The organism is Priestia sp. FSL W8-0001, from assembly GCF_038050335.1.
GTDB lineage: Bacteria > Bacillota > Bacilli > Bacillales > Bacillaceae_H > Priestia > Priestia flexa.
In genome coordinates this window covers 2647391-2663317 of sequence record NZ_JBBPAL010000001.1, presented here as the reverse complement: position 1 = coordinate 2663317, position 15927 = coordinate 2647391, and the positions used below count along the sequence as shown (strand labels likewise).

Annotated in this window: 19 protein-coding genes, 1 pseudogene and 1 riboswitch; of the genes and pseudogenes, 15 read left to right on the top strand and 5 right to left on the bottom strand. The window is 35.9% G+C overall.

Annotation, left to right across the window (positions count from 1 at the left end; translation table 11 throughout):
• Positions 1-93: 93 nt before the first annotated feature.
• On the bottom strand, positions 94-942 hold the full coding sequence (gene dat / locus MKZ18_RS14215) for a D-amino-acid transaminase (protein ID WP_225002228.1): 849 nt from the start codon (positions 940-942) through the stop codon (positions 94-96).
• A 128-nt stretch (positions 943-1070) separates the two neighbouring features.
• On the bottom strand, positions 1071-2108 hold the full coding sequence (locus MKZ18_RS14210) for an acyltransferase family protein (RefSeq protein WP_225002227.1): 1038 nt from the start codon (positions 2106-2108) through the stop codon (positions 1071-1073).
• Between the two features lie 381 nt (positions 2109-2489).
• On the opposite strand from MKZ18_RS14210, the gene MKZ18_RS14205 reads away from it, so the two are divergent.
• From MKZ18_RS14205 to MKZ18_RS14195, 3 genes are all read left to right on the top strand, one after another.
• The gene (locus MKZ18_RS14205; protein WP_025910018.1) at positions 2490-2705 is read left to right on the top strand and encodes a YozE family protein; all 216 of its coding nucleotides are present in this window, start codon (positions 2490-2492) and stop codon (positions 2703-2705) included.
• Positions 2706-2878: 173 nt separating this feature from the next.
• Positions 2879-3568, top strand: a complete 690-nt coding sequence (locus MKZ18_RS14200) for a hypothetical protein (RefSeq protein WP_025911466.1) — start codon at positions 2879-2881, stop codon at positions 3566-3568.
• A gap of 224 nt (positions 3569-3792) precedes the next feature.
• Positions 3793-3960: a YozD family protein gene (locus tag MKZ18_RS14195; RefSeq protein ID WP_064484042.1), complete on the top strand. Its 168-nt coding sequence runs from the start codon at positions 3793-3795 to the stop codon at positions 3958-3960.
• Positions 3961-4020: 60 nt separating this feature from the next.
• Here the strand turns inward: MKZ18_RS14195 and MKZ18_RS14190 are convergent, their stop codons facing one another.
• Positions 4021-4878 carry a DUF2515 family protein gene (locus MKZ18_RS14190; RefSeq protein ID WP_341344564.1) on the bottom strand — a complete coding sequence of 286 codons (858 nt, stop codon included), beginning with the start codon at positions 4876-4878 and terminating at the stop codon, positions 4021-4023.
• 282 nt (positions 4879-5160) lie between these two features.
• Here MKZ18_RS14190 and MKZ18_RS14185 point away from each other — a divergent pair, with 282 nt between their 5' ends.
• From MKZ18_RS14185 to MKZ18_RS14160, 6 genes are all read left to right on the top strand, one after another.
• Positions 5161-5370 (top strand): hypothetical protein, encoded by a 210-nt coding sequence (locus MKZ18_RS14185; RefSeq protein ID WP_076512741.1) that lies wholly within the window; start codon positions 5161-5163, stop codon positions 5368-5370.
• Positions 5371-5378: 8 nt separating this feature from the next.
• The gene (locus MKZ18_RS14180) at positions 5379-6197 is read left to right on the top strand and encodes a serine/threonine protein kinase (RefSeq protein WP_061786013.1); all 819 of its coding nucleotides are present in this window, start codon (positions 5379-5381) and stop codon (positions 6195-6197) included.
• A gap of 30 nt (positions 6198-6227) precedes the next feature.
• Complete coding sequence (locus MKZ18_RS14175; protein WP_025911463.1) at positions 6228-7001, top strand: sporulation protein; 774 nt, start codon at positions 6228-6230, stop codon at positions 6999-7001.
• A 60-nt stretch (positions 7002-7061) separates the two neighbouring features.
• Positions 7062-7199 carry a hypothetical protein gene (locus MKZ18_RS14170; protein ID WP_153301137.1) on the top strand — a complete coding sequence of 46 codons (138 nt, stop codon included), beginning with the start codon at positions 7062-7064 and terminating at the stop codon, positions 7197-7199.
• 74 nt (positions 7200-7273) lie between these two features.
• A complete protein-coding gene (locus MKZ18_RS14165; RefSeq protein WP_061786015.1) occupies positions 7274-7921 on the top strand; it encodes a phosphatase PAP2 family protein in 648 nt (215 codons plus the stop codon).
• 281 nt (positions 7922-8202) lie between these two features.
• Positions 8203-8523, top strand: a complete 321-nt coding sequence (locus MKZ18_RS14160; protein WP_061786012.1) for a hypothetical protein — start codon at positions 8203-8205, stop codon at positions 8521-8523.
• A 54-nt stretch (positions 8524-8577) separates the two neighbouring features.
• Here MKZ18_RS14160 and MKZ18_RS14155 read toward each other — a convergent pair whose 3' ends face one another.
• A complete protein-coding gene (locus MKZ18_RS14155; protein WP_167556116.1) occupies positions 8578-8730 on the bottom strand; it encodes a hypothetical protein in 153 nt (50 codons plus the stop codon).
• Between the two features lie 198 nt (positions 8731-8928).
• On the opposite strand from MKZ18_RS14155, the gene deoD reads away from it, so the two are divergent.
• The 3 genes and pseudogenes from deoD to MKZ18_RS14140 all read left to right on the top strand — a co-directional run bounded on the left by deoD (position 8929) and on the right by MKZ18_RS14140 (position 12238).
• Positions 8929-9633 carry a purine-nucleoside phosphorylase gene (deoD, locus tag MKZ18_RS14150; RefSeq protein ID WP_061786011.1) on the top strand — a complete coding sequence of 235 codons (705 nt, stop codon included), beginning with the start codon at positions 8929-8931 and terminating at the stop codon, positions 9631-9633.
• A 49-nt stretch (positions 9634-9682) separates the two neighbouring features.
• A riboswitch (yybP-ykoY riboswitch) is annotated at positions 9683-9842 on the top strand.
• 431 nt (positions 9843-10273) lie between these two features.
• Positions 10274-11722 (top strand): SulP family inorganic anion transporter, encoded by a 1449-nt coding sequence (locus MKZ18_RS14145; RefSeq protein WP_082802754.1) that lies wholly within the window; start codon positions 10274-10276, stop codon positions 11720-11722.
• 97 nt (positions 11723-11819) lie between these two features.
• Positions 11820-12238, top strand: a pseudogene (locus tag MKZ18_RS14140) (DUF2975 domain-containing protein).
• 168 nt (positions 12239-12406) lie between these two features.
• On the opposite strand, the gene MKZ18_RS14135 reads toward MKZ18_RS14140, so the two are convergent.
• Positions 12407-13573, bottom strand: coding sequence for an FtsW/RodA/SpoVE family cell cycle protein (locus tag MKZ18_RS14135; protein ID WP_025911454.1), 1167 nt, complete (start codon positions 13571-13573; stop codon positions 12407-12409).
• Positions 13574-13914: 341 nt separating this feature from the next.
• Here MKZ18_RS14135 and MKZ18_RS14130 point away from each other — a divergent pair, with 341 nt between their 5' ends.
• From MKZ18_RS14130 to MKZ18_RS14120, 3 genes are all read left to right on the top strand, one after another.
• Positions 13915-14460 (top strand): hypothetical protein, encoded by a 546-nt coding sequence (locus MKZ18_RS14130; protein ID WP_025911452.1) that lies wholly within the window; start codon positions 13915-13917, stop codon positions 14458-14460.
• A gap of 72 nt (positions 14461-14532) precedes the next feature.
• Positions 14533-14958, top strand: a complete 426-nt coding sequence (locus MKZ18_RS14125) for a hypothetical protein (protein ID WP_025911450.1) — start codon at positions 14533-14535, stop codon at positions 14956-14958.
• A gap of 232 nt (positions 14959-15190) precedes the next feature.
• A complete protein-coding gene (locus tag MKZ18_RS14120) occupies positions 15191-15817 on the top strand; it encodes an FMN-dependent NADH-azoreductase (protein ID WP_341344563.1) in 627 nt (208 codons plus the stop codon).
• Positions 15818-15927 lie beyond the last annotated feature (110 nt).

Genomic DNA, 15927 nt, shown 5'->3' with positions numbered 1-15927 from the left:
ACAAAAAACCTGAACGATTAAAAGTTATGAACTCTCAATCGTTCAGGCATAGTAAGGACTGAACTACTTATGTCTCAGTCTCTTTATTTTTTATTAGCTTTGTATGTGTACTTGCTGTTCTCGAAATATTTGATACGCATTGGTTAATTTATCAATAATGGGACGTGTTGATGACAAATGCTGCTCATCAATACGTGCGATCGGTAAAATACCAATGGATGTACTCGTGACAAACGCTTCATCAGCTTGTTTAATAAAATCAATTGTCATATGCTGTTCTCGTACTTGAATGCCTTCTTCTTTTGCGCAAGCAAGGACATTGGTTCGAGTAATGCCACATAAAATTTGTTTTGTGGCTGGAGTTGTATATAAAATTTGATCCTTGATGACGAAAACATTGCTGCTAGAACCTTCCGTTATGTATCCGTCTTTTACAAGGATGGCTTCTTTGCATCCTTTAGAGGCAGCTGCTTGCTTTGCAAGGATATTTGGAAGTAAGTTTAATGATTTAATGTAGCAGTTTGCCCAGCGCTCATCTTCTAAAAGTAAAGTGGAAATACCTTTTTCGTAAGCCTCATCAGGCATTTGACGCGGGTGTCTAATCGTCATAGATAGCTCTGCTTTGGTATCTGGAAATAAATGATTACGAGGAGAAATTCCACGCGTTACCTGCATGTAAATATCTGCTTCTTTCAACGTAGACTTTTGTATTCCTTCTTCAATTATTTTCTCCAAATCAGTTCTGCTAAACGGCAGCTCAATTAATAACGCTTTTGCGCTTCGCTCAAGACGATCTAAATGTTGAGAAAGTGCTAGAGGTGTTCCCTTGTATACGCGAATGAATTCATATACACCATCGCCAAATTGATGTCCGCGTTCATCAATAGGAATTACTTTTTCGTTAATATCTCGAAATTGTCCATCATAGTAACCGAGTTCCATTTCTATACACTCCTTCTTTCTCTTATAGTGAAACGTTACCACAAAATTCAGTAAAATGAAATTAGAAAGTATTTGAGTCATATAGACAAAAATCTCACCTCTTGCTAGAAGGTGAGATTTTTTCTTGTTTATGGGAACGTTCGTTTAATGGCTAATGAGAATTTTTCAATTGCCTTCTTTGGCGTAATGAACTGAATGAATAGTTTCGTACCAGTAATGATCCAATCAACAATACGACTACCTAATAGAAGCGTTACTAAAATAGACATGGCTGTTAAAACCATAATGCTCCAAAAGCTAGCATCTAAACTTTTGGCAAATTCGGTAGTGAAAAACCACTTTAAAATAAATCCATGTAAAAGGTAGACATAAAGCGAACGCTGTCCGATGCTAGTTAAAGCAAAAGGACGGGTTGGAATTAAGGCCATAAATGCAAAAGATACAATAAACGCAATGCCATAGTGAGACAAGCGCATTAAAAATTCGCCTACGCTATTGTATGTGTTTGTACCATAAAGCATGTCCGTATAAACGGTTTCATTTAAAAAGTAATAACTTGCTGCTAGTGTTACAACTAAGATAGTGGAAGCAATGACTCGATTTTTAGCTGTTAAAAGATTTTTAAATGGTTCTTCTCTCTGTGACAAGTAATACCCCATCAAAAAGAATGGGAAGAACACAAACATGCGGCTAATACTTAGTATTTTTTCAAATCCATCAATGTTAACAAAACCAATTCCAACACCTAGTAGAATAGAAGCTGTCATGCTGATCCACATTGGGAACTTTGCGAAAAATGGCAGCATTAATTTCCAAAAGATTAAGCTAAGTAAGAACCACATTGCCCATCGCGGTACTAAATACTGTAGTGTGTACGTTTCATTCGTATAAAGGGCACTATAGTAAAAAGTGTAGATGGTTTGAAATGCTAAGTAAGGGATAGCCACTTTGGTAAAGATTTTTTTGTAATATCCTTTTTTATGAAAGTTTTTTGAAAAATAACCAGCTAGTAAGATAAATACTGGCATGTGGAAAATAAAGATAAAGTGATAAATGGATAACATACCTTCGCTATCTGTACGATAAGGTGAAATCATATGTCCAAATACAACTAAAAAAATTAATACAAATTTAGCGTTATCAAAATAAGCATTTCGTGTACTCATAGTATTCATCTTTCCTTATTCTTTGCTGATTTAAACGTGCTTCAGCAATTTTTTATTGTGCTTTCAGTAGCAAATTAAATCATGAAAGTGAAAAATTTGCAATTTATATTTTTACTATAAAAACTGTCGAAACAGCATTTTTGTTACATTTGTGCATCGTTTTTGTCACATTCACTTAAAGTGAAAAACAAAATGCTTGATATGACAACTTGTCTTCTTTACTATACAATGCAACTAGAACATAAATCTGTAACCATAATGTAATGTTTCTCATGTGTCTAGGTCAGAATTCGACGTCATTCACAAGAGACTGTTTAAATGGTAGTCTTATAGCAAATAAAACGTGAGTAAACAACGCATAAAATACAGGGGGAACAACGTATGAAGTCATTTTATCACTACATGATGAAATTTAGGTTAAATCCAAAAAATGATCTAATAGGACAGTTAGCACGATTTGTGTATGAAGACCATAGCTTTCCTAAAACGGCAGATGATTACAATGAGATCAGCTCCTATCTCGAATTAAACGGTGATTATACGATGAGCATGTCTGTTTTTGATGAGGCATGGGAGCTATATGAAATGAATCAGTAAGGTGTTTAAAACAAAGGGCCTCTATACGCAGCGTATAGAGGCCCTTTGTTTTTTTTGTGAAAATCAGCGTATTTCAGGCTTGATTGAGGTGATGTTATACTTCCCCTTTTACTATTTTTGCATATACTATTGTAACTTTTCAGTAGGTGTTAGTTTAACAAGGAGGTGCGACGATGGCAGGCAAGAAAAAGCCTAAATACCGCATTGGGGATACAATCGTTGTAACGATCTATGGGACCGTTGGCACCATTACAGATATAAAAGTGATGGATGGACTCTTTGTATATGAGATTAACCATAGTGAAGGTCTGTTTTTAGAAGACACAATTGAGTTATTAGAAGATTATGACGGACAGATCTTAGTACAAGAACGCGTTGAGTTGGAATATAAATATTTCTTTGGTGACATTGTTCAAGTGTTTAATTACGGAAAAGAATTGTTTAAAATCATTGGCATTCGCACAGAAATATGGCGATATAAAGAAGACGCATGGGAAGATATTGTGTATGAACTATCCCGTGTTACTGACGGAGAATGGCTTGAAGCTAGTGAAGAAGAGCTTATTCTCGTGACTCCTCATGAGGAAACAGAAAACTATGTACAAAATATCGATATGTTGTATTTAGGAAAAGAAATTAAAAAGACGGAGTTGCTACCGACGATGAAAAAACAAAATGGACATGGAAAAGAAGAGATGAAATTAACAAAAGAGAAGCATGAAATTATAAATGGTTTGTTAGATGTTTATAACGATTACAAAACATTGCATGAGATGTTTCAAGATGATGAGTATGTAGAAGTAATGAACTTAGTATTGAAACATTTACACAAGATTTCCAAATCAGAGCAAGATAAAGCGTAGCACCATGTCTGTTATTATAAGCGTATGTTAGAAAGGGTAAGCTATACATAGAAAGAGACGTATAGCATTGAAAATTTTAGACATACTCTTGTACTTTTGCTCATAAAAGTATATAAAGTAAAGTTTGAGCTAGTAAGATTAGATATTTGCTAGTCCTTTGCTTTGCTATTTTGCGAGCTCATGAAGCTACGCTTGCCCGCTGAGACGGGGTGAGGAGTGATATTGTGAAAGAAATCGAAGTAGTTATTGATACAGAGGAAATCGCTGAGTTCTTTTACAATGAACTAATAAAGCGGGGGTACGCTCCAGCTGAGGAAGAGCTAGGAGAGTTGGCTGATATTACATTTGATTATTTGATTGATAAATGTATTATCGATGAGCAAGAAGAATAAAGAGAGATAATAGCAATTTAATAGCGGTACTTTATGTAACGACGAGGCAGCTCGTCGTTTTTATATTAGAGTGGGCATATCCAGTTTTGCTAAGTATGAATAAGGTGAGGTCCCTACAAACCAATCAGACTGATTAAAAAATGTATGGACGCGGTTTCCCCAGCACATATCTAAAGGTAAAGTAGATGAAGGAGCCTTAAAATGGTTAAATTTTGAGTGTAGACTTGATGAATAGTCTTGTCTCGCTCCGGTATGCTTTACGCTATCTGCAAACGAATAAGTACCTGAATATAAATGACTATGAAGAAACAGAAGTGCATAAAGCAATTTCCCCGCAATAATTCGATTTTTAAGGGAAGAAAATTGTGAAATGTTTACTCCAACTAAAGCTAATTGGTTAGTACTTTCATAAGGAATTAACACCTGGGTCATACCGAGAAAGCTTTGTGCATAAAACTGCCATGTGTCCAGTACGTCTTCTTTTGTTTTTCCATCTTGAATGAGCTTGTTTTCAATATAATGCTGTTCATTCACAATTAAAGCAAGAGATAGTAAATGTTCTTTTTTCATAGGTTCATTTATGAATTCAGTCCAAATGGGATGCATAAATGCGGATACTCCTAAGGCGGTAAGTAAGTGAGACAGATTTTGCCCATTCTTTTGACTTTCTTCATATAACAGTAGTTGAGAAAAAGCATCTTGAAAGATTGCAGCGTTTGCGCGCTCTAAAAATAGAAAAAAAGCATGCTGTTGAACAGGAGAAAGAAGCTTTTTGGCGAAAGTAGTTTGCAAGTCGGTCATATAGTAGCCGCCATTTCTAGAAACGAGGTGAGCTAAAAACGTCCATTTTATTTCCGGGTAACGCTTATAAAATTCCAAATAAGCATGGGTTCGCGTAATGTTGTTTTTATTGTGCAAGCGAACGTTTTTTTAATTCTTTGAACAAGCTTAGACTCTTTCTCATTTAGTTCAAAAGTGTTAGAAAAGGAAGATAAAATAGCTAAAGATTGCGTATTTAAGTGTGCTAAGTTGTTCGTTGTTTCAATAGTCATAGTCTTGTTAACCTTGAATGGAAGTGAATAAATCATAAAAGTTCTCCTTTTCGTTTTAAAGCAGCTAAACGGGGAATAAAGTTTTTGAAACCTTTATATTATTAGTACGTATAAAGGGTAATAAGTGTTAAGAAAAGAGGGAGTTATTATGATAAAAAAACTACTGAATTCAATATTAGGATCAAAAAAACATCATCGCTACAGCAGCAGCGATTACCACCGTCGCCGTCCACGACACTACAGCAGCAGTGACTACAAAAAAGGACGTCACTATGATAGTCGAAGTCATTCAAAGTATGGACATCATCATTATAAGCGTAAGAAAAAAAGCTTTTTCTCCAGCTTTTCTTCTAGCTGATTGACAAAATGAAGCACTTTTTTAAATCAATTCAACGATTTCTAATGGACCGCCCTTTAAGACAAGGCGTATTAATTAAGAACCGTTATGAAATTGACCGTGTTTTAGGAATGGGGAGCTATGGTATTACATACCTGGCAAAGGATCAAAAGCTTGGAACACAAGTAGTAGTCAAGCAGCTGCGTAATACGAAACAAAAGCTTGACCAAGGCATGCGAGCTTTTCAATATGAAAAAAAGATATTAGCAAGAATAAATCATCCTCAAGTCCCTCAGCTACTGGATGTAGAGGAAAGTAGCGCTGGATTTTTCATTATAATGGACTATATTAACGGAAAGACGTTTGAAGACTTAATATTTGAACATCACTATAAATACAAAGAAGAAGATGTAGTTCAAATATTGCTACAAGTAATAGAAGTGATTGAATCTCTTCATAATGAAGGAATTGTCCACCGTGACCTGCGAATTCCAAACATTCTTAAGGTCGATGATGTTATTTACATCATTGATTTTGGTTTAGCACGTTTTATAGGAGATGATGAACAAGTCGAAGGCTTAGTAACAGAACAGCAGTATATGAGAAGAACAACTGTTCAAAGTGATGTATATGCTTTAGGGCATTTCGCGCTGTTTTTGCTGTACTCAAGCTATGAACCTAATTCAAGAAAAGAGAAGAGTTGGGAAGAAGAACTTTTGTTATCACCAGAGCTTACAGCAATCATTCGCAAAATGTTACAATCCGATGGCTATTATGAAGATATGATGCACCTCAAAGGGGATTTGCAGTTTATTGCTGATAAAAAGACGAAGGCTTTAAACTTTTAATATAGTGTAGAAATGGGGAGGTTGGAATTAATGGCTTTATTTAATAAGATATTAGCTCGAATCGGTATTGGTGCTGCTAGAGTAGATGCAAAGCTAGTAAACGACGAGTTTCGTGCAGGTGAAAAGATTGAAGGGATTGTAGAAGTATATGGAGGCAATGTTGAGCAGACGATTGACCGAATTTACTTACGTCTGTTTACATCATATGTAAAAGAAGTAGATGATAAAAAGGTCAAACAAGATATACAGCTCAATGTATTCAAGATTAATGAGCCGTTTACTATTCAGCCAGCTGAAAAAAAAGAAATCCCTTTTACTTTCCAACTACCTGATGATACACCCGTTACGCTTGGAAAAACACGAGTATGGGTGGCAACAGGTTTAGATATTAAAGATGCGGTAGATCCGTCCGATATTGATTATGTGAAAGTTCTTCCTAATTTGATGGTTACAAGCGTGATGAAATCAATGGAAGACCTTGGCTTTCGTCTTCGTCAAGTGGAATGCGAAGAGGCACCAAGAAGAATGCGAAAGCGACTTCCTTTTGTACAAGAATTTGAATTCGTCCCAGCTAAGGGTCCTTATTATGGAAAGTTAGACGAAGTAGAAGTAATTGTTCAATCATTAGGTAACGGTCAATATGAACTGTTGTTGGAAATTGATCGTAAAGCTCGAGGGTTTAGTGGCTTTTTATCAGAGGTATTAGACGCTGATGAGTCTCTTGTGCGGGTTACAGTGTCTGAAAGTGAGATTGCTCAGCTATCTGCCACTCTAGAGCGAGTTATTTCAAGATATAGCGTATAAGTTAGGATAGTCTGTCTTTCTTCTTCACATATTAAACGTGTGAGGAAGGGAGGGAAAACCATGTCTCATAAAACAAGTAATCAAACACATCAAAAAGGAATGAAAAAGTCGTCACGTCAACAGCCAGAATTCTCAAATGAATTTGCTATGAACCAGGCACCAAAGCCTGAACACTATAAACAGCCTAAAAAGGACTAACGACTGCATAAGGAGCATGTATTTGCATGCTTCTTATTCATTCTTCTTTATCGTTTAATGGAGGAGAGCACAACATGTTAACGCGAAGACAATATATTGTTACTGTCTGCCTGGCACTTGCCTTATTTGTGATTCTAATGCTAACGTTTGACACGGCTTTTGTAAAAGAGTTAGATTATGATGTATTACATACAATTTTTGAGTGGAGGACAAGCTGGCTAACACCATTTTTTATTTTTATTACAACGTTAGGATCATGGTATGTTACGGCACCAATTTGGCTTGTCCTTGTTATACTGTTGATGTATAAACGCCAAGGCATATCAGCCTTATTCATTACCCTTGTGTTTTGGGGGGTACGAGGGTTAAATTGGCTTTTAAAAGAAATTTTTGAACGTCCAAGACCTGGATGGAGTCAGCTAATTGACGCATCACACTACAGTTTTCCAAGCGGCCATGCGATGAATTCGAGCGCATTTTTTGTGGGACTATTATGCCTTGTTTTAGCGTATTCCAAGACACAAAGTGTGAGAAGTATTGCCTATACAAGCTTTATTCTACTAATCATATTAGTTGGGTTCAGTCGAATGTATTTAGGTGTCCATTACTTAACAGATGTATTAGCCGGTTATGCTTTGGGTATCTCTTGGGCGATTAGCATGTATCAGCTCTATTGTAAATTCATGCAGTCTTCTTTAAAGAAATACCAGTTCCCGACATAATATATACCATTACAAATTCTTAACGAATATTTCATTTTATTGATTTAGAACCAAACGGTTATCCACTGACTTTAACAAGATGATACACTAGTAAAAGCATGGCGAACGCCATGCTTTTTTGGAGAGATTTATGCTAAGGTAGTTTAATTATAAAAGAAAGTATGAATAAAACATGTATTTGAAATGAAGGATTTTGATCTATCTATCGCTAATATAAATGACATAGTATTAATTCATACATAGGATGCAGGATAGAACATTGAGGTTTGGAGGGAAGACATTTGAATGTGTGGACGAATTTAAAAAAACAGTTAAATATCATTACGGAATACGATGTTACAATTATGCAAACAGAAGAAAAAGGAGAAAGAAGAGGATATAAACCGGTTCATCGTTTAACGGTAAAAGCTCTCGACCATCAAGATGCAGCGGTTAAAGTCTTTCAACAGTTCAACATTGCTGACAATTTGCCAAAAGAATGCAATGCTCGTTTTATTAGTACAGGAGATATTTTATTAATTGATGAAGGTACTAAAGGAAAGTATTATTATAAACTTTGGACGGATGGATGGCAAAGAGTAAATCGGATTCACGTCCGGTAAATCAATTATTGATAAAGCAAAGCGACCAATCAGGCCGCTTTTTTATTAAAAAAGTTAATAGTCGCGCATATGGTGTCCAGGACCATTTTTGCGTTTATTTGCTGTATGCTCATCACCATGTGCCTCTTGCTCCGCAATAATGGCTTCTTGAGGAATGTGGTTGTTTTTCTTTGGTGAATTAATGCGATTACGATGTTTTTTGCCCATATGATCACCTCATTTATTTAAAAATAGTGTTCTTGAGTAGCTTTCCTCGAAACATGTTTTTCATTACGCCATTTTTTTCAGTACATAGTTCAGCAAAAACGTTGGAATAATGAAAGGCAGAGAAAGAAATCAGTAATTAATTCGACAAATTATGTTATAGTGAGAAGGTAACATTTTTACACAATAGGAGGTACAAAGATGAGTGTACATATTGGGGCAAAAAAAGGTGAAATTGCAGAAACGATCTTACTCCCTGGAGATCCGCTTCGTGCAAAATACATTGCGGAAACATTTCTAGAAGATGTTACTTGCTACAATGAAGTTCGCGGAATGTTAGGATTTACAGGAAAATATAAGGGAAAACGTGTTTCTGTACAAGGAACAGGGATGGGCGTTCCGTCTATCGCTATTTATGTAAATGAGTTAATGAATGAGTATGGTGTTCAAAACTTAATTCGTGTCGGAACTTGTGGGGCGATTCAAAAAGATGTAAAAGTTCGTGACGTTATTTTAGCTATGTCTTCATCAAGTGATTCACAAATGAATCGCGTGAAATTTGGACCTATTGACTATGCGCCAACTGCGAATTTCGACTTATTAAAGCGTGCATATGACGCTGGAGTTGAAAAAGGATTACACCTAAAAGTAGGTAACGTTTTCACTTCTGATCAATTCTACAATGAAGATGGACAACTAGAAAAGCTGGCTGCACACGGTGTACTAGCAGTTGAAATGGAAACAACAGCACTGTATACGCTAGCAGCTAAATATGGGCGTAATGCGCTGTCTGTTTTAACGGTAAGCGATCACATCTTTACAGGTGAAGAAACAACAGCTGAAGAGCGTCAAACAACATTTAATGATATGATTATCGTTGCTTTAGAAGCAGCAATCAATGAGTAATAAATAGTTGAATTCTGTTCGCAATTCCCTTATAATATCTTTATGAATAAGATTCCTTAAAGGGGAGTAGCGTCAGGTTTTTCCTGAAATAAAGTCGACATTTCGTAGAGAAATCTACCGGCTTTATTGGCATAGTAAAACAATGTCTAGCAAGACCTTTACCGATTAGTGGTGAAGGTCTTTTATTGTTTAAATGAGAGATAAAAGATGTAACCATAATCGTTTGTTCTTATTTTTATGTTAAAAAGAGGAGAAGCGATGATTCGTTGAAACGAAAAAAGAAACTATTTTTAATGGTAGCATTCCTTGTGTTGAGTAAATTATTTTTACTTGCAATGTTGACCTTGGAGGTGAAAAATCCGCCTCGATTTCAACATTTATTTGGCTTAATTTCAGTCAGCTATTCATTAAATTATACGGAAGTTCCACCTCGACGTTAATGAGTAGGACTTCACTAAAAAAGAGCGTGCAGTTTACGCTCTTTTTTAATGGTGTGAATTAGAAAAGAAATCGGTTCAACACGATCGTAAAAAATATATTTTCAATTCAAAGAAGATATGGTACGATAACCTACGTTCAAAACGGCTTTGGTTTTCGTGAGAGTCGAAAATCAATTTACTATATACTATGAGGTGATTTAGTGAGCGTAGCAGCTATTAAGCAGCAGTGGTTTTCAAATATCCGAGGAGATATTCTCTCAGGAATGACCGTTGCACTTGCATTAATTCCCGAAGCACTTGCATTTTCCATCATTGCAGGAGTAAATCCTATGGTAGGTCTATATGCTTCTTTTTGTATGGCAATTGTCATTGCATTTACTGGGGGAAGACCAGCAATGATTTCTGCCGCAACTGGTGCAATGGCTCTTTTAATGATTGATCTAGTGAAAACTCATGGGGTTGAGTATTTGTTTGCGGCGACAATCTTAACTGGAATTATTCAGCTCGTTTTAGGTGTGCTGAAAGTTGGAAGGTTTTTATCATTTTTACCACAAACGGTTATGTTTGGTTTTGTTAACGCGTTAGGGATTTTAATTTTCACTGCTCAATTTCAGCATTTTAAAGGTGCGAACTGGGCTATGTACGCGATGGTAGCAGGAACATTATTAATTGTATATGTATTCCCTCTTGTAACTAAGATAGTTCCAGCACCATTAGTAGCGATTGTATTTATGACGACCATGGCCATTTTTGGTGGAGGATTTGGCTTGAAAACGGTAGGAGATATGGGAGAGATTACGCGTACACTACCAGCTCTTCATTTTCCAGCAGTAGAATTATCACTAGAAACATTATTGATTATTCTACCGTATTCACTACCGTTAGCGATTGTAGGTTTGTTAGAATCATTACTAACTGCGACAGTTTTAGATGATATGACGGATACAGATTCCAATAAAAATAAAGAGGCACGTGGACAAGGTTTTGCTAACATAGTTACAGGTTTATTCGGTGGAATGGCAGGATGCGCTATGATTGGACAATCTGTAATCAACGTAAAATCAGGTGGACGTGGAAGACTTTCAACACTTATAGCAGGCGTGTTTTTATTATTTTTAATTATGGTGTTAGGTGATGTTGTAAAGCAGATTCCAATGGCCGCGCTTGTTGGCGTCATGTTTATGGTAGCGGTAGGCACGTTTGATTGGCGATCTGTTAAAGACATTCATAAGTATCCTGTATCGGATTCTGTTGTTATGATTGCAACAGTTGTTGTTGTAATGCTTACACATAATTTAGCGCTAGGAGTTATGGTTGGTATTGTCATTAGTACGGTCGTGTTTGGTTGGAAAATGGCGAGATTAACAATAATAAAAGAAGAAGAGTCTGATCGAATAGTTTATCACGTTAAAGGTCCTCTTTTCTTTGCAACAACAACAGCTTTTGTAAATGCATTTCATTACGAAGATGAACAAGCAATAATTGTAGTTGATTTTTCAAACTCTTACGTTTGGGATCAATCTGCAATGTTAGCCGTGGCGAAAGTTATAGGAAAGTATGAAAGCAATAATAAAAAGGTAATATTACAAGGGATGAACGGTGCTACCAAAAAAGCGATGGGGCGAATTGGCTTAGAATCTTCGATATAGATAGCATAAAGAGGTGACTATTCACCTCTTTATTTTATTGAAAACGATAAAATGCATATTATAATCATATTGTCATTAAATAAGGGAGGTGTTTTAAATAATTGTTAAACGAGGTTCCACCACTTCCTTAAAGGTCATTATTTTTCTAATCGGAATTGCAGTGTTTACTTTGTGTATTTATTGGATGCCTGTGTGAACCATTAAAGACGTAGAAGCACATCCTGGTAGGGATTACTCGCTCTATCCCCTTTTAGTATGTGCGTATGGAATTTGTATTACATTTTCTTCATTGTATTAATGATAATAAGCTTAAAGGTGATTTCTATAATCACAGGAGATGATGCAGCAGGACCTATAGCGATAAGTTTGATAGGAATTTTTGCAACAAGTATCCTCACAGCCATTGTGGACGTACTTCTGAAGCCATTAAAAAATTTCCTGGATAAAAATAGGTGTAATTTTATTATTAAATTCCCTACCGTTGAGTATAAAAATGATAATAGAACTTATTCATAATCAAAAAAGAAGTGAAAATATAAAAAAGCAGTTGGATTACGAAATCCACTGCTTTTTTTGTTACAACTTACTGTTGATATTAATGTTAAAACAGTAACGAATTGGGCTGCGAGTTTTGATTTTATGCTTCAAAACCGAACCCGTTAATTTTATACCGCTCTTTTTATTTTACTCTGTACCAAACATATATCGTTTTTGGTGCCAAGATATTCCAAACATTAATCCAATGGCAAACATACTACCCATTAGGGAGCTACCACCGTAAGAAATAAATGGTAGAGGGATACCTGTAATTGGTAATACTTGAATCGTCATACCGATATTTTGAAAGACGTGGAAGGTAATCATCGTAATGACACCTACGCATAAATAAGAGTTAAATTCATTTTTTGTTTCTAATCCAAGTTTAATTAAGTAATAAATAAGAAGGAAAAACAAGCTGATAACAATGCTTCCTCCTATAAAACCGAACTCTTCACCTATTACGGCAAAGATAAAGTCTGTTTGACTTTCTGGAATGTAAACAACGCCATTTCCCGGGCCTTTTCCGTTGACCATCCCAGAACCGATAGCATTCAGTGATTTCACTAAGTGATATGCTTCACCTGTGCTGTAAGTGGTTGGGTCTAGCCATGCATAGATCCGACCAAATTGATACTGCTTAACACCTAAATATTTTTCAAGGAAATCAGGAGCATAAATTACTAGTGCAAGAATGCCGGCACCTATTGAACCAAGCCCTAAAAAAGCAGGAACAATTAGCTTCCACGTTACTCCCGATACAAAGACCAGACCTACAAAAATCGCTAATAAAACAAGCGCAGTTCCTAAGTCAGGTTGCTGCATCACAAGAAGCAGAGGAAAACCTAATGTTGCCCCCATTTTTGCTAGTAATAAAAGGTCTTCACGTATCGTGCGAATGCGATATTTTTCGTTGTGCTTAACAATAATATTACTCAATACAATAATCAAGAAAACTTTTACAAACTCAGAAGGCTGTAATGAAAAGCCAGGTAGTGTAAACCAACTTTTTGCACCGTTAATTTCTCGAGCAATACTGCTCGGCGCAATAATTAAGAAAATTAGAAGGAAGTTTCCAAAACCATAGAAGACCCACGAGAGTTTTTGTAATTGATCAGAATCTAGTCGCATTACAAATGCAATAATTACTGCTCCAATTACGTAGAAAGCAACTTGTTTAATAACAAAGTTTGAATCATATTGTCCAATAGTTTGTGCACTATTAATAGCAGTAATACTTACGCAGAAAAAAAGAAAGAGAAGAAAAGCTAAATTCCAGTCAAATCTACTAACATTTCGTTGATTTTCACCCATACTATTCACCTATCAATATCGAATCTAATTATATTCTTAATGTGGCACGCTAGTGTTAAGCCACAAAAGATATCTTCACTATGATGAAGATAATATCATACAGCCTCTTATTATACATGAATCATTCTACAATATAAATAGGTCAAACGATAACATTTTGCCTTTTACATCTTTTTGCTAGATTTTTAAGGTGGATAGGACTAAATCTAGCAATCTTATCATAGAGATTACTATATAAAAGATAATTTAATCAATTGCTAATCACTAGTAAATTTAATAGATAAAAATGAAAATTGAGTGAAAGAGTCTCTTATATAATAGAGGATAAGGAGGATTAGCTTATGATTTGGGGCGTGATTCTTGTAGGCTTATTCATTTGGTGTTCCTGTTACTATACCGTGTGTCACCATGGTTATATATCAACAAAAGCTGGCAATTTAGCTGCTGTATATACGGCAATGAGCACAAGCTTTATAACCGCTTTTACGATGTTTGTATTAGTGGAAGAAACGCTTATGTTCTCAAGTATTTGTGCTGCTTGTGCAGGTATAGGAGTAGGATGGTTTATTGCGATTCCTTTCACAGTGAAAACAATTATAGGTGGTATTGTTAGCGGTGTTATTGCTAGTTTCAGCTTTTATACAATCCATCTCTTTTGGTCATATAGCAACGGGATTTTATGGGGGATTTTTATTTTAATCTCCATAGTAGGAAGCAGCCAGTCTCTCTTTAAAGTTTTAAAAGAAATTCCTATGTTTGAATCAGTTTTTGTTAAACGTTGCATTCAACACCCCTTTGTTTTAACTCCAATATTCGTTTTAATCTTTTTTGTATATCAATTTATTGAACGATACATGTCGCAATATGATCCTACTCGAAAAACCTAGTGTATGGATATTCACCTATTCAAAAAGTGAAGCATATAGTAATTTAAATGCACATTGGAAAGGAGAATATATATGTATCGATATTATTACGACCCTCGCTTTCAAATTATATTTCCAGGACAGGGTGGGCAAGGTTTTCCACCGCGACCACCAGGACAAGGTGGAAGCTTTTTACCACCACCTCCACCACCAGGGCAGGGAGGCGTACCAGGTTTTCCACCACCTTCTGGTCAAAGTGGTCCCCCAACAGGTCCACCGCCTGCTTTTACACCTCAATTAGCTTCTTCGGGAGGACCATCTCTTTATGCTGTAGATCCTGGTTCGATAGCAGGTTGTCTGTATAAATACACGTATATCTGGGCAAAAGGTGGGCGGTCATATTGGTTCTATCCAACATATGTCGGCCGCAAATCCGTAGCAGGGTATCGTTGGACTGGATTCAACTGGATATATGCTGGGATTGATTTAGATCGAGTGAACGAATTTCAGTGTTATTAAAGAGGTTGGGACATAAGTATCTCAGTCAATGATATATCTGAACTATCGCGAGTTAACTACTTTCGATAGTGCGGATATTTTTTTTGTTTCGGAAAAATTTTAAAAAAATCATTTAAACGGTTGACGAATAAAGAACAGAATTATATAATAAATCTTGAATTCGAGATAATAAACCAAATTAAAATCTTGAAATGAAAATAAATGATTTAAAGATAAACGGGAGATGAGAACTATGACAAACGTGTTATATGTAAAAGTAAATCCACAAGTTGATGAGGCGTCCTTCTCAACACGCTTAGCTCAAGCATTTTTAGATGAGTATCAAACGGTGAATCCAAGTGATACAGTAACAACAGTCGACCTTTATAAAGAAGGCGTTCCTTTAATTGATTCTGATGTGTTAAGCGCTTGGGGGAAAGCTGGAGCAAATCAAGAGCTAACAGAAGATGAAACAGTAAAAGTTGAGCGTATGGGAGCCTTATTAGAGCAGTTCTTACAAGCTGATAAAGTAATTTTTTCAGCACCGATGTGGAACTTAAGCTTTCCACCACTTATGAAAGCATATATTGATAACATTTTGATTGTTGGGAAAACATTCAAGTACACTGAAAGCGGACCTGTTGGATTAGCTACTGGAAAGAAAGTAGCATTATTAGAAGCGCGCGGCGGTGTTTATAGCGAAGGACCAGCTGCAGAACTTGAGTTTACACAGAAATACTTCCGCACTGTAATGGGCTTTATTGGTATTCAAGATGTTGAATTAGTTGTTGCTGAAGGCATGGCTTATGCTCCAGCAGAAGCAGATCAAATTTTAGCTAATGCAGTAGAGAAAGCAAAAAGTGTGGCAAAGACATTTTAATAAGTAGTGAAAAAAAGAGTATGGTAAAGGCTATACTCTTTTTATATTTCAGCGAGTTAAATCAATTCCGATATTATTCCATCGAAAGAACTTTTTTGTTTACAATACAT